The sequence below is a fragment of the Polaromonas sp. CG_9.7 genome (genome assembly GCF_015752205.1).
In the GTDB taxonomy this organism is placed as follows: domain Bacteria; phylum Pseudomonadota; class Gammaproteobacteria; order Burkholderiales; family Burkholderiaceae_C; genus Polaromonas.
The window spans coordinates 1-18068 of record NZ_JADOVG010000032.1 but is presented as its reverse complement, the minus strand read 5'-3'; the positions used below and the strand labels follow the sequence as shown (position 1 = coordinate 18068).

The following is an 18068-nucleotide window of genomic DNA, read 5'->3' as shown; positions in this document are numbered from 1 at the left end:
GTCTATCGTCTCAAATTCAGTGCCTGCCCAGCCCATCGTTTTCCTTCAAATCTTTCTTGGGGGGGAATTTTGCCGGAGTTGTGTATAACGAAATGCCCTTGATGAGGTTGTTACCTCCATCGTTGTACCCGTGTTGTTGACATACGACAGCGCCACAACGAAAGGCTTCACAGAAGCATCGGCCGCATACAAGGCAGCTCTTGAAGCAGAACTTCAAGATAACCACAGAAAGTTCGTTGCCAAGAATACGGTGTCGAAGGTCCGCATTGAGCTTTTCCTCTTCCCTATGGCGGATAAAAGCGACCTTCTGATTCGTCTGAACAAACGCCTGCAAGCAGCTAGAGATCTATGAGCTACAAGGAACTGCGTGCGACCCTCGATGAGACTGACCACGACAAATCGTTCGACGCATTCGCCTTCCTCGGGAAGCTATCTAGTTTCACTTCATTGGCGACTGATGAAGACCAAATGCAGCTTGCGCGCGAGTTGCTCATCCGCGTTCTCGACCGTGAAGCTATGTTCGAGCCGTACTCACTGATAGTTCAGACGCTGTTGCGGACAGTTGGCCTTTTTCCGTACCTTGACGCTAATAAATCGGGGGTGGCTACGCTTATCGCGACAGAGGCTCACCGGCCGGATGCTATGCCCAAGGACATTGTGTTCACGACGAAGCAGGCCGAGGTGTATCGAACCTTGATGGCGGGGCGGAACGTGATCCTGAGTGCACCGACCAGCTTCGGGAAAAGCCTCATCATCGATGCGATAATCGCCAGCGACCGTCACAACAACATCGTCGTCGTTGTGCCTACGCTGGCTCTCGTTGACGAAACGCGTCGACGCCTAATGAGATTTCGTGATCGCTACAAGGTGATAACCCACCTCAGTCAAAAACCAGCCCAACGGAATATCTTTCTTCACACGCAGGAGCGCGTAGTCGAGAACACCCAGATCGAGAACATCGACTTCTTCGTGATCGACGAGTTTTACAAGCTCCAGATTGACGAGGGCCAGACTGACGAACGGGCTGTGCTCCTCAACCATGCGTTCTACCGACTCGCGAAGCAGGCCAAGCAGTTCTACATGCTCGGACCCAATATCAACGAATTGCCGGACGGCTTCGGCGCGAACTACAACTGTACCTTCATCCGCACTGACTTCAGCACGGTTGCATGTGATACCCATCTAGTGCCTGCCGGCAGTGATGCGAGTACCCGCTTAAAAAATTTGGTCCCGCAGTTGTCCGGGCCAACCTTGGTCTTTAGCGGATCCGTCAAAGGTGCAAGGGTACTGGGCAAGGCCGTTGCCGAAGTGCTCAACAAGTTCGAGCCGAGTGAAATGTTGCAAGACGCCATAGAGTGGCTCAGCAAGAACTACAGCCCCAAATGGGGCTTAGTACAATCGTTGAAAAGAGGGGTAGGTACACATCACGGAAAGCTGCCGCGCTCTGTTGCTCAGATGCTCGTGCGACTTTTCAACCGTGGACACTTGGACTACCTTGTCTGCACTTCAACGTTAATTGAAGGTGTCAACACTGCAGCACGTAACGTAGTGGTCGCCGACAACAAAATCAGCAATCGAAAATATGACTTTTTCACTTTCAACAACATCCGAGGCCGTTCTGGAAGGATGTGGCAGCACTTTGTTGGGCATGTATACCTGTTTAACGACCCTCCTCAGTCGAAACTGGAGTTTGTTGATGTCCCCGTCTTCACCCAGAACGGCAATGCTCCAGATGCGCTACTGATCCAACTTGATGAGGAAGACCTCTCAGACATAGCAACAAAACGAATGCGACAGATCTGGGAACAGGATTTTGTGACACTCGAGACCATCAAGGAGAACGCAGGACTGGAGCCTTGGGGGCAGATCAACCTTGCGCGCGAAATAACAGAAAACATTGATCAGCTTGGCCCTATGTTGTCATGGTGTGGTATGCCCAATTACGATAACCTAAAAATTGTGTTCGACCTCGCATGGCGACATCTGGGTGGGCGCAGCGGTGCTGGAGTGAATACTGCGGCTCAACTCACCTATCGAATTAATCAATACCGCAGCCAACCAAGCTACACGGCTCAGCTTCGCGAAGCTATTAAGGGGAAGTCCGGGGATGAGGCAGATGAGGCTCTTGAGACGTTTTTGGAGTTCGCGAGGCAGTGGGTCAACTTTAAAGCCCCGCGTCTGATGGGTGCGGTCAACCGAATTCAGGCCGAGGTTCTTCGGCGGCATTCCTATACGCCTGGAGACTACGCATTCTTCTGCGGTCAACTTGAATCAATGTTCATGAGTCCTGTTATCACCGCTCTAGAAGAGTATGGAGTTCCGATTCAACTTGGCGAACGCCTTATGCCAATTTTGGGCGCTCCAGATACGCTGGACGACGCTCTCGCGGCTCTGGCAAAGCGGTGGCCCGAAGACATTGTCGGAATTTCCCGCTTCGAACGGGCGCTTATCCGACCGCTGTGTCGTACAGATGTACCCGATCAAATCAGCGTAACTTGACCAACCTGTACAAGGCATACACTGCCACTGAAGCGGTAAATCTAATATGTGGCTGAAGGCAAAGATTTATGGAACCGCTGCTTTTGCCTGCGACGGAAGGACCGCAATCAGTTGCAGGCGTCATTTAGTTCAGCCGCCGTGCATTTCCGCAAGTGGCAGATCAGTGCGCGCATACACAGCCTTTGATTGATTGTGCTTTTTTTCTTTACTTCAATACCATCCAGTAACCGCCCTTTTGCGGGCCGACATGTTTTAATTTTCCGTCCTTGACCAACCGGGCGCTGGCGCGCTCCACGGCGCTGAGCGATTTTTCAATCTCTGCTGCGACTTCGGCCAGCGTCATGGAGGGGTTGGCCGCCAGGCATCGCAATATTTCTGCCGGCGTTTTGACCGGCACTTTGACCGGCGTTTTCACCAGCGCGCCTACCGGCGTTTTAGGCGGATCAACCACCTCAGGAAACGCAAACTCGACCCAAAACCCCGCGCTGTCGCATTCAAACCGTGGCGCAGGCGTGCCTTGCGCTTTACAGGCGTTGCGAATCAGGTCAATGCCGCGCCCCCAGGATTCGATCTTGCCAGCGACAAACAGCACATTGGCCACATCTGGGTTGGCAGGCTGCGACGCATGCTTAGCGAGCAGGCGGTCCAGCGACCAGTCGGGCGGCAGCTGGCCAGGGTTCCATAGCATGAGTTTGTGGTCATACACGCTGACTTGCACCGGGATGCCGGCCGCATAGTCCTTATGCGCGATGGCATTGATCAGCGCTTCGCGCAAGGCCGCCTCGGGCACCGGCAAGCGCTCGAGCCGCTGTGAGCCTTGGTACGAAATGCCCGCCCGCAGGTATTTGGTCAGCAGCAAGTCGAGCGCTTTTTCCACCTGTGCGACCAAGTCGCCCTGGACCACGTCATGAAAGAGCAAGTCCGAGTCGGTGCGAAAAAACCCGATCTTCACACAAGCGCCAGTGGTGAACTTCTCGGGGTCCGCATGAAACAGCAGCGTCGCTGCGCGCTTGAGATAAGGCCCTTCGAGCAAGTGCAGTTTTTCGATCAGCAAGGCATCGCTGTCGGCGGCAGACGCAGCACTCAGGCGTCCGCTTTGCGCTGCCAGCTTTCGAAAGGCCTGGAGCGCTGCCGAATCAAGGTCTTTCACACCAACGTGCAGCATTGGCACGCCGTCCCAGTGCCGCCCGAGCTTGCGCAGCAAAAAGCGGTCCAAGGCCGCCCCCTTGAGTTCTTGCTTGGTGCTGCCGCTGCGCAAGTGGTATTCACCCTTGTAGCTGATCGGGCTGGGGTACGGATCGACCTCGATTTCCAGCCAGTCAAGTCCCGCTTGCGAGTGCAGGTTGACCGCCACCACGATGCCCAGGATGTCGCGCACCTTGTTCGGTATGTCCTCCAACAGCCGGGCAGCATTGTCGATGCCAACCACTTCGCCCTGGTCGTTCTTGCCGATCACCAGCGTGCCGCCCTCGGCATTGGCAAAGCCGCAAATCCACCTCAGGTACTCATCGCGCCAGGATTGCTTCCATTCGGTGTTCTGGCTTTCTTTCATACTAGGCGAATGCTGCCAGTCAGCAGCCCTTGCATCATCTCTTTGTCAAGGCCGCATATCTTTTTAGGGCAAGCTTGGAACACGGCGTAGCTAGCAAACACCGTAGACACGCTGCACTTCTTGTAGCGGCCAGGGTTCATGCAACCGCGCAATCTGCCGCCGGCTTGCCCGAAGGATGAATAGAGGCCTGATTTTTTAATGACCATGAGATGTATTTGATTGAAAAGCCAGTCCGTGCTCAAAGGCAGTGCAGACCACACTAATAACAACGTTAAAGCGATGCCAGGTGCAGCAGTTCGGCTTTAAAGCTGCTTAGCGGTGCCTTTTAGGATGAAATCCTTTGTAGGTTGAGAGAAAAAGTATTCATTGAGAATACGAGCCTACCGCGAGCCGTCCGAGGAATGAACCAGACGTATTTCTCCATGCGCCTTTTCTGAACTGGGCGTGCTGCCTTTGCGGCCGCCATTCAACAGGTTCAGCATGAGGTTAAAGGTCAGTGCATCGATTTCCTCAATGGGAATGAGCAGTTCACCGGCCACATCAAACTTCGAAACGCCCTCCTCGCGCAGCGCCTTGAACACCTTTTCAAGGATCAACGACTTCTCGTGGCTGGCCTCTTCGGGCTCCTTGGTGCGATAGCCCGCCTCGGCCAGTTGAATGCACAGCGTCCGGTAAACCCAGTCCGACGTCATCCCCAGCGCATGGAGCCGGTAATTCAAAGCGGCGACCGAAACTTTCCAATAGTGTTTTGCGCGCACCAATCCGGGCAGGGTGGCCACACGCGGGGCGTTGGCCAACACGCTCTTTCTGGGCATCAAAAACGCCGAGGCAAAAGCATTGGCTTCGCGCTCCAACTCGGGCCCCTGCGTTTGCCCGTGGCGATGCAGGGCCAGGTGCCCGAGTTCGTGCGCAGCATCGAACCGGCAATGCTCGGCCGATTTGTACGTGTTGAGGAACATGAACGGCTTGCCGCCATGCCACATCGAAAACGCGTCGACCTCCTTGGCATCGACCGCCAGCGAAAAAACGCGCACCCCCTTGGACTCTAAAAGGGTGATCATGTTTTTGACAGGCAACTCGCCCAGGCCCCAGTGCGACCGGAATGCCTCGGCCGCCACTTCCGGGCCATTGGCAGTCGATTTCGAAGGAAAGGCAGTTTTCTCTTCGTAAGCTTCGCGCCGCGACGGGTCTGTCAAAACGCCTGGCTCGCGGCCCAGATCGGGAAGGTTCGGCTCGGGCAGGTTGAATTTTTTTTCCAGCCATTCATTGAGCAGCAAACCAATCGAGCCTGATCCCAACGCCGAATCACGTTGGCGCGCGCTCATTTTTGACATGGAGCGAAAGCTCGCGATGTCCATAGTTAGCTCTTCAGGATCGGCTGCATAAAAAAACGCTTGCGGAAAATTCAACGCTTTCGTCATCCGCTGAACGTTGGAGAGCTCGGGCTCCTGGTCACCCTTTTCATAGGCCGATACCGAGCGCTCGCTCACGCCCATGCTTTCGGCAATCTCTCGCTTGGTCAGGCCTCGCCGGCGCCTAGCCAGCGAAAACCGCTTGGGATTGAACATTCAGAGCCTAAGCTACCTTGCGAGTGACCACAATGTCGTCTTCGGGAATCTGGGGCATCGACATTGGCATGGGATCGTTGTCCAGCGAAATGGCGCCCAGCAAGATGCGCTCGGACCATCCAGTTACAAAGCGCTCGGTGTCATCAAAGCCGTTGGGACGCGACAACTCCAGCCGAATTGCGTTTGCGCAGCGGTGGTGCAGCAGTATCCAGGTATCTGTTGGGACAATGCTCTCTGGCGCGGCAGGGACTGTTTCGGGAAAAAGATCAGCCGTTTGGTTGTCCTTGACGGCCTTGGCCGTGCGCGGGCCTTTTTCACTTTTGTTCGATGGAACGCGCAGCCGGTCGCCCGTCGCTTCATTGCCAGAGGCCACAGCAATGCTCATGTTCAATTTTGGATTGAAGACCAGCTCGTAGTTGCCTTCATTTCGCACTTCCCAACCGCGAGGCGCCAAAAAGTCGCGAAGCGCAGCGACCGTCTCAGCCGTCAAAACACCGTAACGAAAAAGAAGCGGATGGTGCGATGTCAGGCGCGCAAAGTACATATGGGCCTGAACCATCGCATCGGTCAGCACCTGTCGGTCCAAATCAAGGCTCGCCAAGCGGGCATCGACGGTATGTGGTTCATCGAAAATGATAGTGGCGAGCATGGAAAGCTTCCTGAATAGACTTCCGGTAATCTTACCGCAATTGAGGTTTAGAAACCGGAAGCCTGCTGCCTAAATACGCACCATCTATTTTGAGCAAGCGCAGTACCGGTTGACGGTAGCCAGTAAGGCACCCCAGTGCTCTGCAGTCTTTGCCAGCCTCGCGCCGCCTTTACTTCGCCAGCCTTTTTTCTCTGGCAGCAGCTGAATTTATGATGCGGGAATATAAATAGCTGCGCTATTGCGCTCTTATCGTGCGGCGCGACATTGCAGAATTTCGTTAAATCAGAAATTCGCTCAGCAACTCCGGGTAACCCTAATCCGTCCGCACTGCTTGGCACACCAAAGATCGCTGCTGTAGGCCTCAAGCGGCACGAAATGTATGCAGCAACATGGTGGCCTCTGGTTGAATTGTTCCGTTATCCTCAAGCGACCCGCCCCGTGTCAGAAAAGGTAACCGACCCATGCCCTCCTCGCTTGCCGAGCCATCCCTGACGACCGCAATGCCTGCCGACGCCGGTTTGGTCCCTGCCGCTGACACGATTTTCCCGCATCCCGAGGGCTTTGCCCTGCTTCGCCTGGTGCTCATCGACTCCCTGAGCCCGGGGCGGATCGTGGAACTCCCACTGGCCGGCGGTGCAGTCCTGACCGGCCGCAACGGGCGGGGCAAGACCTCCCTGCTGCAGTTGCTCTTGCTGTTCTACGGGGAAAGCCCGAACCGCATCGTCACTGCCGAGGCCGGGCGCGAGACCTTCACCGGCTACTATCTGCCGCGCACCACGTCGTACCTGGCGTTCGAGTACCAGCGCCATGGCGGCCACAAGCGCATGGTGGTCGCGTATGCCGACAAGTCCGGCGAGCGCGTGCTGTACCGCTTCATCCGCAGCCACTTTGACGTGTCCCAGTTCATCCGCGCTGACGGCGAGTTCGTCAAGGTCCCGGACTTTCGCACCCACCTGCAGACGCACGGCTTTCAGTGCTCGGAGCGCCAGATCGAGTCGCAAAGCGACTACCGCAACATTATCCAGGGCATTCCGGGCAATTCCACCGACAAGCAGCACCAGCTCTACCTGCGCCAGCTCACCCAGGACTACGCCTTCACGACCACCAGGCAGCCGCTGCGCCAGATCGAAAAGATCGTCAGCGGCATGTTTCGCCGCAAGACCAACTTCGAGGACCTGCAAAGCATGGTGATCGACTGCGTGGCCGACGAGATGGCGTCGCACGCCATTTCCGGCGACCGGCGCAAGATTGAGGACTGGCCCCGGGGCTACAAAGCCTATGCTGCCGTCATGGCGCTCGAGCCCAGGATGCAAGCGGCTGAACTCGCCGAAAGCCAGTTGCAGGCGGCCGAACTGGCGCTGGGCGACATTGGCGCTAAGTACCGCAGCTTGGGCCTGCATTTGGACGAGCAAGCCAATCAAGCATCCAAAGCCATGCGCCAAGTCGAGGAACAGGCGCAGGAAGAGGAAAAAGGATTTCAGCAGCAGCGCCAGCAAATCACCGCCGAGAAAGCTACCACGCAGCGCCAGGCCGAATTCGCCGAGCAGCAGGCAAGCGAGCTTCAGCGTCAAGCGCAAGCTTATGCGCAAGAAGGCATCGAAGCGCTGGACGCGCGGGTGCGCCAGGCGCCGGCGCTGCGTAGCGAGCGGCCGCTTCTGGAAACCCGGCGCCAGGCCTTGCTTGGCGCGCAGTCGGACATCGCCGGGCGCTACGAGCGGCTCAAGCAGATCGAAAAGGACGCGCACAACGGCTTTCGCGACGCCGAGCAAGCCCGCCGAAACCAAGCCACGAAGGCGTGCGAGCTCGATCTGGCCGAACTGGCAACAGCGCAGGATGCGGCCGAGCAGCTGATTCAATCGGAATTGGCAGCAGCGCGCGCGCCGCTGGACCAGGCCGTCCAGACCGCCAACAGCGAGCACGGCCGCTGCCAAAGCGGCGTGGAGCATCCCGCGCCCGATGCCGCCATCGCCACCCTGGTCGAGTGCAAGCGCGATGCGCTGGACGCGGCGCGGCAAGCCGCCAGCGTGGTCGACGAGCAGCGCCGGGCACTAGACGATCTTCAGCGCAAGGCGCTGCAAGCGTTCCTGGACCGCGAAAGCGACGTGTCCGCAGCCAGCCGGCAGCTTGACAAGGCACAAGCCGAACTCGACGCCAAGCGCCTGGAACTGGCACCGCCCGAAGGCACGCTGCTGCACTTCCTGCGCCAGGAGCACCCGCGCTGGTCGCTGGACATCGCCAAGGTCCTGCGCGGCGATATGCTCGGACGCACCGACCTGGCGCCAGCACTGAACGAGCCCGAGGGCACGCTGTACGGCTTGTCGCTCAATCTCGAGCGCCTGGACGCCCATCCTGCCTCCGATGTACGCAGCGCAGAGCTCGATGTCGAGCGGGGGCAAACGCGTGTGAAGGAAGCAAGCCAGGTGCTCGGGCAAGCCCGCGCCCGCCTGGCCCAGGCGAACGACACACGCATTGCAGCCGAGAAGGCCTGCCAGCTGCACCAGCAGCACACGCAAAAGGCCAAAAATCAGGCGCAGTCGGCAGCGGCCGAACTGGAAGAAGCCAAAAGGCAGCTGGAGGTGAGCCGGGCAGAAGCACTGGCGGCAGCCCGGCAGCGCCTGGACAGCGCCAGGCTGTCTCTGGACAATGCCCGGCAAGCGCTCAGGCGGTTTGACGAGGCGACTAGCGCCGAAGCCGCCAAGGTGCGCACCCTGCATGCGCAACAGCGCCAAGCGCGCCAGCTGCAGCGCGATGCCAAGGTCCAGCGGATCGATGCGGCCGTGGCCCGCCAGGAAGCCGAGCTGGCCCAAAAACTAGCAGGGTATGACAGCGAGCGAGATGAAGCGCTTATGGCCAACGGGGTCGACCCGGCCAGGCTCGCCGCCATTGACCGCGAGATCGATCGGATCCAGACCGAACTGAGCGCCATTGGCATCTTTATCGAGCGCGTGCAGGAATGGCGCTTTTGGAAAGAGCATCAGTGGCCTGCGCTGCAAGAGCGCTTGGACGAAGCGGCCCAGGCACGGCAAGCCGAGCAGCAGCGCATTGCCACCATTGCCCGGATCGACAGCCAGTGGACAACCCGCAGCCATCAGTTGCAGCAAGAGATCGGGCAATTCAGGGCAACCCTTGCGAGCAGTGCCGAGCAGCGCAGGCTCGTGCAAGGGCGCCTGGACAGCCTGCAGGGCTACCCCGAGGTGTGCGTTTCGGCCTACGACGCGTCCTGGACGTTCGATGCCTTGTGCGGGCTGGCGAACCAATACGTCCAGGACACCGTGCGCCTGGGCGGCAGCATCCGCCGCACGATCTCCGACGTGGCCTTGGGCTTTCGACTGCACCAGGGCACGCCGCCCGAGCAGTATTTGCAGTCGGCACTTAGCACGCTGTCGCCCGCGCCCAGCCGGGAATGGCTGGCGCCACTCAAGGCCTGGTTTGCCACGGCGCACCATGAATACCGGCGCATCCTCCTGATGCAGGCCGTGAGCATTGCCAGCGAAGTCAATGCGTTTCACCGCACGATGGAAGAATTTCACCGCCGCGTCCAGCAGTTCAACCGCGAGCTGCAAGAGCACCTCGACACCAGCCTGGCCTTCGAATCCATTTCCAAAATCAGCGTCGAGGTGGTCTCGACCATCCGCGAGCTCCAATACTGGCCGGCGATTTGCGAAATGGCCGAGGCCCACCGCGCCTGGGCGGGCAGCAGCACGACTGCCTTGCCGCCGCCAGAGTTTGCCCAGACCATTGAGAGGCTGCTCGAGCACTGGGAGGTCAAGACCGGCATCCGCGCCGACCTCAAGGGCCTGATCCGCATCCAGGGCGAGGTCACCGAAAACGGCAACCGCCGCGTCTTCAAACGGGCCTCAGACCTGGAGGCCGTCTCATCGAACGGGCTGTCGTACCTGGTGCTGGCAACCATTTTTGTGGCCTTCATCAACCGCATTCGCCGCAATGCCCAGGTCAACATCATCTGGGCGCTCGATGAACTCAAGGACTTGGATGGCGGCAATGTCGTCGGCCTGATCGAGCTGCTCAAGCGCAACAACATCACGCTAGTGTGCGCCTTTCCCGACCCGGACCCGGACACGATGGCGCTGTTCCGGCACCGCTTCACGGTCGAGCCCGATCGGCGCCTGGCCGAAGTGCGGGTGGCGTTCGGTGAATTTGGCGCGCCCGATACCCTGGAGGCATCAGACGCCGATCACGCAGCCGATGCGCTGGAGGTGGACCATGTTTGAGCGGGTGGTGCAGTCGCTGCTGTCGGGCCAGTTCGTCTGCCCGGTCTCGGACCATGAAGGCTTTTCCTTCCTGAGCGAAGCGGGCAGCCACCAGGCGGTCAATGCCTACCTGGGAAAAATCGGGCTGCACCTGGCCGCCACGCGCCACGGCGGCGCCTATTTTGCCGCCCACAACGCCATCGGCGGGCCCGAGCGCAAGGCGGCCCGGGAGGTGTTCACCGACATCAAGCAAACGCTCAGGCCCCTGGTGAGCTTTCTCGACCTGGTCATGCGCGCCATGCAAAGCGACGACCTGCTAGCCGTGGGCACGCCGATCGAGGTCAACAAGCTCATGGCGGCGATCGACGCCAACCCGAGCTTTCGAAGCGACCTGCAAACACTCGCTGGCCAGCTCAAGGTCCAGGCCGACGGCACCGACCGTACGCGGCTGGACAAGGTGCTCAAGAGCTTTCACGAAAAGGGCTACCTGTTGCTCTCCAACCCCGAGCGCGAGATCTACCAGGTCACTGGCAAGATCGAGTTCATCCAGGAGGCGATCGAATTCCTGATGGAGCATGACGCCATCCGGGATGACAGTGATGGCAGTGGCGGCTCAGAAGGTGGCAGCGGCGATGGCAGCCACCAGGGCCGCAGCGCGCAAGAGGCGCTGCTGTGAGCCAAAGCGTCGCGAGCATCGTGGCCTACCTCGAGCTGCTCCATGCCAACCGGCACCTGGTCGCCGCGGCCTACAGCCATGGTGGCGTGGCGCTGGACGAGGACAACCAGCGCAGGGTCCGCCAGCTGCAGCAGCAGCGGGTGCTGGTGCCCTACCTGCAGGACGATTTCCGGCTCAGTCCAAGCCTGGGCCGCCACCTCGACGAGGTGTTCCAGCGCCAGCGCAGCTATGCGGTGGGCGCCAACTTTGGCGAACTGGTCCACCGCCTGGAGCAGCTGCTCGGAGAGTACGTCAGCGCCAGCCATGAAGGCCGGTTGGAGGACCAAGGCGAGTATCAGTCGGAGTTTGACATCGGGGTGTTCGAGCTCGCGGCCCTGGTGGGCGATGAACTCCTCGGCTTGCGCGTTATCACGGAAAACCAGTTTGCCAACGTCAGCACGCTGGCCGAGAAACGGCGGCAAAACGAGTTTTACCTGGGCCGCGCCGAGAGAATCGGCGAGACGCTGGCGCTGCTCGAAGGCGAAAGCCTGCTCGGGACTCTGGCGGGCGCATCCATGCTCAAGCCCTTGCTGGAGGTCTTTCGGCACCAGGTGCTCAACCGCCTGCCGCAGTGGCGGGCCACCCACATGGACATCACGGCCGTGCTCAAGGCCTATTTGTACCGACTGCGCCAGGTCGAGCCCAATGCCCGGCGCATCCGCGCCTTCGCACACTTCCTGAGAAAAACCCCCGACTACCAGCCGCCCGAAGCCGAAAGCCTGCAGGCGCTGCCGGCTTGGTCGTCGCGCTTTGCCGGGCTGCGCCTGAAAGTTCACCCCGACCTGGCGTTGTCCAGCACCCGAGAGGCGCTCGCGGACACGGCCAAAAGCATTGCCTCGGCGAAAATCAGCATCGCCCGGCAGCGCCTGGCAGGACGCCTGCTCGAGGGCGGACTTGACAAACCTGTGCGCTTTATCAGCCCCAAACCGGTGCAGCTGGCCTTTGGCCGCTACTTGCTTGAGGCCAGTGCGGCGGCGATGCCCTTGTCGGCGGTCGGCTGGAAGCGCCAGCAGCGCGATTTGGGCAGTCTGGACGAGGACGCCTGGCTGCTCTACGCCCTGCACGCGGTGGACCTGTTGGGAAATAGACTCCAGGGGCGCGGACACCGCCTGCAGGTGGAGCGGCGCCAAGCGCCTGCCAGCCACGCGCGCTCGGGCAACCTGGTGGTGACGGACCTGGCGGTATGGAAAAAGGATTGATTCTGAGCTTGCTGCGGGTGTACCACAGCGACAAGCCACGGCAGGCAGCGACGGTGAGCCTCACGCAGTTCGTGGACGACTACAACATCGGCCAGCGCGTGGGCGCCTCCTTGGCGTTCTCGGCGGCCGACCGGGAGGCGATCGGCCAGTTGCTGCTGAGCGCCGAAGGCATCGATGCGGCAACGACCCAGCCCGGACAGTGGAATGGCCTGAGCCGAACGGCCAGCTTGGCGCATGGCGGCAACGAGAAGATGACGGATGCTGCTGTGCGGCGGGATCGGGTGGCCATCAAGGCTTTGCCCGCTAGAAGCCTACTGCTGGACGGGCAGCGCATCGCGCTGCCCCTGGGCGCCAACCTGGACCTGGCCTGGCCCTGGGTGGCGGCGCATTGCGGGCACACGTCTGCCTTGTTGGTGGAGAACTGGGAAGCGTTCGAGGCCGTGCACCAGGTCACGTTCGATCTGTCCCGCGCCGGGGACAACCCGCTGGTGGTATTCCGGGGAAGTCCGGTCTACCGGCCAGACCATGCGCTGGCCCTGCTGGAGGCGTTAAGGCTGCCGGTGTTTGCCTTGGTGGACTACGACCCGGCCGGCTTGGCCATTGCCCAGGGCCTGCCGCATTTCGCCGGGCTGATGGCGCCGCCCCTGGCAGAACTCGAGAATGGCTTGAGAGCCTGTACCAACCACGCCCGCTACCGCAGCCAGCTCGCCCAGACGCAAGCCATGCTCGATAGTGCGGCGCATCCGGAAATTGCGGCTAGCTGGAAGGTGCTGCAGGCGCACGGAAAGGCCCTGCCGCAGGAGTATTTTTTGATGCCGAAGGCCGGCTGACGCCGAGTTCAGAGTCTATGCGCCGTACGTGTTGCGCTGCTCGCGCGCATGAGTTGGCGATGCAATCGGTTTACCGTATTGCGTTGTGGCGCCGCTTACCGGGTAAATGTCAAGTCGGCTGTCAGATCTCAGGCGCAACGGGGCCAACCTAGCGTTCACGGTGGCTGTCAAGGAAGTCTGGCTTGAAGTGAAGTGAAGTGAAGTGAGTCAAGCTACTTTTTGCGTGTGTTTCGAAGCTGCTTGATGTGTGAGGTTTCTGGGTTGAGGTGAACGGGGCCTGGGTAATGCACCAGCGTGGTGAAGTCCCGAATGACGTCCCCCGTTTTTCAAACAGTTCTAAACTGGAGTTGGGCGGTTTTTTGGTCATCCCCCAGCAATTAGGGGCAACCCGGAGAAAATCAGCCCTGAGTTGATAACACCCTCTAAGCTATCCTTCGCTATCAGGCAGGTCTGAAACGTGCATATCGATGGCCTTAAGTAGCTCTTCTGAATCTTTTTCGCACCTTTGACCTACCATGCGCGCTACGAGTTCTCGCTCGATAAAGTACTGATAGAGCTCTACTAATCGATGAAGTGAAGCATTATTTAACTTCAGCGTATCCGTAGCAATTCCATTTGACTCCATACGCCCTCGCACGAGGTGAAGTATCAAATACATAGCACTTGACAAATGAACTTTTTTGGTCTGTTCCGAAGATTGAAAGAGCTCAATTACGCGCAGATCGCGACCAATTTGATGAAGAATTGGGTTAGCCAGTGAAGTGGGCATGGCTGCTTCATAACTTTTGTCAGCAATGTGTCTTGAAAGTTCTTCAAGGTTGGTAGCTGGAATGTTGCTCATAAATTAAGCCTTTTATTTGTAGGACGACTCGTAATGCTACTCTAAGTCTGTAGACTTAAAAGCATCATAAATTGAAGCTACGGATCCATGAGGGATCACAAAGCGACAATTGAATCAGCTAGACATCGGCTCGCCAGACATCTTCGCGCACTTCGTGCTGCAAAGGGACTTTCGCAGGAAGCTTTGGCAGATCTTGCCGAGCTTCATAGAACATATGTCGGCTCGATTGAGCGGCGGGAAAGAAGTGTGTCGCTCGACAATATCGAGCGCTTGGCTATGGCGCTGACGGTTGATATCAGCGAACTGCTCAAGCCATAGCAATTTCACAGCAGTACGGATTTTCGTTGTTCCGGGCCGAAAAACTTCAGGTAATACCACCTGACTCAGTAAAAATAACGCCCGTCTTTGCTTCAGGAAGCCGCGCCCAAAACGCGTTACCGCAGTCGGCCCGATGCTATGGCATCGATCGCAGCTATTAACAGCTGCAGGCTGCACCTGGCACGCGGCCCAGCAAGGGCTGCACGGTTTCGCCGCACAAAATCGGTGGTAATTCAGTATCGAGGAAAACTAGCCTGGTCTTCTCTCACCTCGACAGCCAACAAGAAGCACGGCTAGGAGTCTGGGCGCCAGAAGGATTTCAGCAAACCCGTCTTTTGCCATAAATCACCCAAAGTTCGCTGGGCTACGGTGAACGTGTCTGTCAACGGGAATGCGGGTGGTGATGTGAGCGGCATTGAGCACCTGCAAAGAGCGTCTGCTGTGCGTATTCGCGGCGCTCTTGCCTTAACTACCCTGCATCGCCCCCATTCTGCGCAAGTTGAGCGCCAGGCAAACGAGCTTGAACTCGGCTTTTACCTTCGCCAAGCCCCGCATACTGAACTGGCGAAACCCCAGAACGTTCTTGATCCAGCCGTTGGGCGGCTCGGCAATCCACTTGCGTTTGCGGTAGTCTTGCTTGGCCTGCTCGGTCTCGAACTTGGCGGCCATCGCCACCGTGTGCGGGTGACGCGACACTAGCTTGACAGCCGCCGCTGTTCGGCTCACTGAAGGTCGAGCGCTTGCACGGGCAACGCTTCGTGACCCGGCGCCAGGCCAAGGATGAAACCATCGCGTGGCTGCTCTGGTACAACAAAGCCCGGCTGCATTCAACGCTGGCTTACGTCAGCCCGATGCAGTTCGAAAGCGAATGGCTTGCAAGGCAAGCCAACTCATGAGCTCGGTTATGGGATACGCAATCCAGGGGTAAGGTCACTGGCAAGTACGGGCGACATGGATATTCTGGCGGGCCTGTTAGGGCATTCCAATATTGAGTGCAGCCAGCGCTACGCGGACGTGCAGCCCAGTGTTCTGTACGCGATGTTTGCAGACGCTATTTAGTTGACCGATAACTGGATAACGGTTAATATATGTAATGTCAATCCAATCATTTAGTTGTTCCGACACGCAGGCGCTATTTACCGCAGGCAAGTCTGCGCGATTCGTCAACATCAAGAAGGTGGCCGAGCGTAAATTGGCTCAACTGGATGCTGCGCCATCGATTGCATTCATGGGTTCGCCGCCAGGTAACGATCTAAAAGAGTATGACGGAGCTTGGCATGTGCGGATAAATGGGCAATGGCGATTGATATTTAAATGGGGCGAGAGCGGTCCGTTTGATGTGCGGATAGATGACCCTCATTGAGAACAAATTTGAAGGAGCTAAATCATGTTTAAGAATGGAATGCGGCCAGTACACCCTGGCGAAGTTCTTCAAGAGGACTACCTAAAGCCCTTGGGACTCAGCGTTAATGCGCTTGCGAAGGCGTTGGGCGTTCCCACGTCGCGCATGAACGACATTGTGAAAGAGCATCGTGGGGTTTCAGCAGATACGGCGTTGCGCCTTGAGCGTTACTTTGGTTCGGATGCGCAGGGTTGGTTAAACATGCAAACTGCTTATGACCTCAAGATAGCTCAGAAGGTTAGTGCGAAGACCATTGCCAAGGCCATTGTGCCCATGGCACTTGCTGCATGAGCACACAAAAGGACTACTTGCAAGCCACCAAAAAGGCTTTGAGGGCGAAGACATGGGATGCCCTGGCAGAGATGGCGGGTGTGGCCCCGCGTGCGCTTAAAACGTACCGGATGCCCGATGACTCTGGTGAGTACCGGGGGATGCCAAACCCCGTGAAAAAGGTGTTTGATTTGTTGCTTGAAAAGAATTCAAAAAAGAATGTCGAGTAGCGCGTACAATAGTACGCAATGCGTACTATTGTACGCGCAGGTGAACACACTATTTCAAGGAAAAAAGCGTGAAGAAAATTCTTGTTGCCGCATTCAAAAGTGATGAGTTTGAGCACCATCTGAAAAATGTGATCGCTGTCAATGACAAGTGCGCAGTTGAGGACATTACGGATACCACCATCATCCACGAAGCGAAGTACGTGCTGTCCAAGTTTGTTGATGGATCAGAGGGTTTTGAGCAGCATGAAGAATGGTGCGGTGAACACGGTCCAGTGCAGCAGAAGCGGGCGAAAAAAAACGTGACGGCCATCAAAAAATTCCTGGAAAAGCATGTCCTGGTGGCAGTCGCCGCTTAACAAGGAAAGCATCGTGCAAAGTATCAACGCAACACCGCAGGCTGATATTCCGATGACTGGGCTAAGCGCCTACATTGGAGATTTGGCCAAGCGACATGGCATTGCGTATGTGAAGACCGGCAGCAGTGCTTTGGCTGAGGTGATAACGCGTTTGGCTGGCGACGATGTAAAGCCTGACGAAACTGAGAGGCTCGTCATCGCACTACGCCGCGCAAACGTCATCAATGGCCGGATCATGGTGACGCTTCTCGGGCGTTACTTTGATGAGACGCGCAATGTTTGACCCTTTCAATGATTTAGACACGGAGGGGTATCTCCGTAACGTCCGAAAAGACAAGGACGCACGGGACATCAAGCGCTTCGAGCATGACTTGTTTGAAGCCAATATTGATGCTGCATTTGCTCATCTGGCGTCAAGTGAAAAACTGACGTACAAGGACTTCCTTGCTGTCCATCGCATCTTGTTCGCCGACTATTACCCGTGGGCTGGGCAGGATAGATTGATGACGCTTCCGAACAGTGCAGTCAAGAAGGGTGACGTGCTTTTCTCGCATCCGCAATCGTCTCGGCTGGCTGTGGAGCATGGTCTGAGTCTGGGACAAGACGCGGCATCGATGGCTCAAAAGCCTGGCGAGATTATGGGCTTGTTTGCTTATGGGCACCCGTTTCTGGATGGCAATGGTCGAACAATGCTGCCCGTTCATATCGAGTTATGTCACAGGGCAGGTTTCTCTATCGCTTGGCAAAAAACGAACACGGTTGATTATCTCGGCGCTCTTAGTAAAGAAATCGAGACGCCTGGTCAAGGTTTTCTTGACGCCTACTTGTTGCAGTTCAAGGTAAGCGGTTGGGCATCCCATCTTGAAGGACTGCGAATAGGTTGAGATAGTGTGCGCGATGAACATCATGCACACCATGGCGAGCCCGACTCGCACCACTGAGGTTGCCCCTGTAAAACGTAGTTCTTAGCTCTTGTATAAATTGGACAAGGAGTTAAGAAATGGCAAGTGATCAAACGCGTGGAAAGTACACCTCGGAATTCAAGTTTGAAGCTGTCCGGCAGGTCAAGGCTGGGCAGGCAATCTCGGTGGTGTCGAAGGTTTTGAATATCCCAAAGGCCAGTCTGAGCAACTGGGTGCGTCAGGACAGGCGGGGAACTTTGAGCGGTGCCGGCGATAAACCCATTGGTAATAGCCCGGCGAATACCGTTCTTGCTGAAATTTGAAGTGGCGCCCAAGATCGCGGCAGTTGCACTCCATTGGTGGTGTGCACTCAAGCCTGTGAAGTGGACACCATGCAAGAGTCGAATTCATCGCCCGTCATCGCCACAAAACCCCCCTGTGTCAGACTAGTTGCCGCTCCCCCGTGATTGCGGATGATCCGCATTGGAGCGCTATTTATGACAACAAATCGACATTCAACTGAATT

General features: G+C 57.6%; 17 protein-coding genes and 4 pseudogenes. 15 read left to right on the top strand and 6 right to left on the bottom strand.

What is annotated here, in order from left to right; translation table 11 throughout:
- Positions 1-112: 112 nt before the first annotated feature.
- Positions 113-352 (top strand): annotated as a pseudogene (locus IWX87_RS18975) (Hachiman antiphage defense system protein HamA); the annotation flags it as partial.
- Complete coding sequence (locus IWX87_RS18970; RefSeq protein ID WP_196865072.1) at positions 349-2499, top strand: DEAD/DEAH box helicase; 2151 nt, start codon at positions 349-351, stop codon at positions 2497-2499. The pseudogene IWX87_RS18975 and the gene IWX87_RS18970, both read left to right, overlap by 4 nt.
- A 205-nt stretch (positions 2500-2704) precedes the next feature.
- On the opposite strand, the gene IWX87_RS18965 is transcribed toward IWX87_RS18970, so the two are convergent.
- From IWX87_RS18965 to IWX87_RS18950, 4 genes are all read right to left on the bottom strand, one after another.
- On the bottom strand, positions 2705-4051 hold the full coding sequence (locus IWX87_RS18965) for an ATP-binding protein (RefSeq protein ID WP_196865071.1): 1347 nt from the start codon (positions 4049-4051) through the stop codon (positions 2705-2707).
- Positions 4048-4257, bottom strand: coding sequence for a hypothetical protein (locus tag IWX87_RS18960; RefSeq protein WP_196865070.1), 210 nt, complete (start codon positions 4255-4257; stop codon positions 4048-4050). Before IWX87_RS18960 ends, IWX87_RS18965 begins: the two co-directional genes overlap by 4 nt.
- A 174-nt stretch (positions 4258-4431) precedes the next feature.
- Positions 4432-5619, bottom strand: a complete 1188-nt coding sequence (locus IWX87_RS18955) for an ImmA/IrrE family metallo-endopeptidase (protein ID WP_196865069.1) — start codon at positions 5617-5619, stop codon at positions 4432-4434.
- Between the two features lie 7 nt (positions 5620-5626).
- On the bottom strand, positions 5627-6268 hold the full coding sequence (locus tag IWX87_RS18950; RefSeq protein WP_196865068.1) for a hypothetical protein: 642 nt from the start codon (positions 6266-6268) through the stop codon (positions 5627-5629).
- A 461-nt stretch (positions 6269-6729) separates the two neighbouring features.
- On the opposite strand from IWX87_RS18950, the gene IWX87_RS18945 reads away from it, so the two are divergent.
- From IWX87_RS18945 to IWX87_RS18930, 4 genes are read left to right on the top strand one after another with little or no spacing between them, the layout of a single operon-like run.
- On the top strand, positions 6730-10500 hold the full coding sequence (locus IWX87_RS18945; protein WP_196865067.1) for an ATP-binding protein: 3771 nt from the start codon (positions 6730-6732) through the stop codon (positions 10498-10500).
- Positions 10493-11155 (top strand): hypothetical protein, encoded by a 663-nt coding sequence (locus tag IWX87_RS18940; protein ID WP_196865066.1) that lies wholly within the window; start codon positions 10493-10495, stop codon positions 11153-11155. Before IWX87_RS18945 ends, IWX87_RS18940 begins: the two co-directional genes overlap by 8 nt.
- A complete protein-coding gene (locus tag IWX87_RS18935; RefSeq protein ID WP_196865065.1) occupies positions 11152-12393 on the top strand; it encodes a hypothetical protein in 1242 nt (413 codons plus the stop codon). Before IWX87_RS18940 ends, IWX87_RS18935 begins: the two co-directional genes overlap by 4 nt.
- Positions 12378-13223 carry a hypothetical protein gene (locus IWX87_RS18930; protein WP_196865064.1) on the top strand — a complete coding sequence of 282 codons (846 nt, stop codon included), beginning with the start codon at positions 12378-12380 and terminating at the stop codon, positions 13221-13223. The genes IWX87_RS18935 and IWX87_RS18930 overlap by 16 nt, the downstream gene beginning before the upstream one ends.
- Before the next feature lie 427 nt (positions 13224-13650).
- Here the strand turns inward: IWX87_RS18930 and IWX87_RS18925 are convergent, their stop codons facing one another.
- Positions 13651-14064, bottom strand: coding sequence for a hypothetical protein (locus IWX87_RS18925; protein ID WP_196865063.1), 414 nt, complete (start codon positions 14062-14064; stop codon positions 13651-13653).
- Between the two features lie 87 nt (positions 14065-14151).
- On the opposite strand from IWX87_RS18925, the gene IWX87_RS18920 reads away from it, so the two are divergent.
- On the top strand, positions 14152-14382 hold the full coding sequence (locus tag IWX87_RS18920; protein ID WP_196865062.1) for a helix-turn-helix domain-containing protein: 231 nt from the start codon (positions 14152-14154) through the stop codon (positions 14380-14382).
- A 465-nt stretch (positions 14383-14847) separates the two neighbouring features.
- On the opposite strand, the pseudogene IWX87_RS18915 reads toward IWX87_RS18920, so the two are convergent.
- Positions 14848-15069: pseudogene (locus tag IWX87_RS18915) on the bottom strand (transposase); the annotation flags it as partial.
- A gap of 26 nt (positions 15070-15095) precedes the next feature.
- Here IWX87_RS18915 and IWX87_RS18910 point away from each other — a divergent pair.
- The 8 genes and pseudogenes from IWX87_RS18910 to IWX87_RS18875 form a co-directional block, all read left to right on the top strand.
- Positions 15096-15278, top strand: a pseudogene (locus IWX87_RS18910) (IS3 family transposase); the annotation flags it as partial.
- A 197-nt stretch (positions 15279-15475) separates the two neighbouring features.
- On the top strand, positions 15476-15745 hold the full coding sequence (locus IWX87_RS18905; protein WP_196865061.1) for a type II toxin-antitoxin system RelE/ParE family toxin: 270 nt from the start codon (positions 15476-15478) through the stop codon (positions 15743-15745).
- A gap of 24 nt (positions 15746-15769) precedes the next feature.
- Entirely contained in the window at positions 15770-16075 is a 306-nt protein-coding gene (locus IWX87_RS18900; RefSeq protein ID WP_196865060.1) for a HigA family addiction module antitoxin, read from the top strand.
- Positions 16072-16284, top strand: a complete 213-nt coding sequence (locus tag IWX87_RS18895; protein ID WP_196865059.1) for a hypothetical protein — start codon at positions 16072-16074, stop codon at positions 16282-16284. The genes IWX87_RS18900 and IWX87_RS18895 overlap by 4 nt, the downstream gene beginning before the upstream one ends.
- Before the next feature lie 68 nt (positions 16285-16352).
- Entirely contained in the window at positions 16353-16640 is a 288-nt protein-coding gene (locus IWX87_RS18890) for a hypothetical protein (protein ID WP_196865058.1), read from the top strand.
- Positions 16615-16923: a hypothetical protein gene (locus IWX87_RS18885; protein ID WP_196865057.1), complete on the top strand. Its 309-nt coding sequence runs from the start codon at positions 16615-16617 to the stop codon at positions 16921-16923. The genes IWX87_RS18890 and IWX87_RS18885 overlap by 26 nt, the downstream gene beginning before the upstream one ends.
- Positions 16916-17524, top strand: a complete 609-nt coding sequence (locus IWX87_RS18880) for a Fic family protein (RefSeq protein ID WP_196865056.1) — start codon at positions 16916-16918, stop codon at positions 17522-17524. The genes IWX87_RS18885 and IWX87_RS18880 overlap by 8 nt, the downstream gene beginning before the upstream one ends.
- Before the next feature lie 116 nt (positions 17525-17640).
- Positions 17641-17862, top strand: a pseudogene (locus IWX87_RS18875) (transposase); the annotation flags it as partial.
- Between the last annotated feature and the right edge of the window lie 206 nt (positions 17863-18068).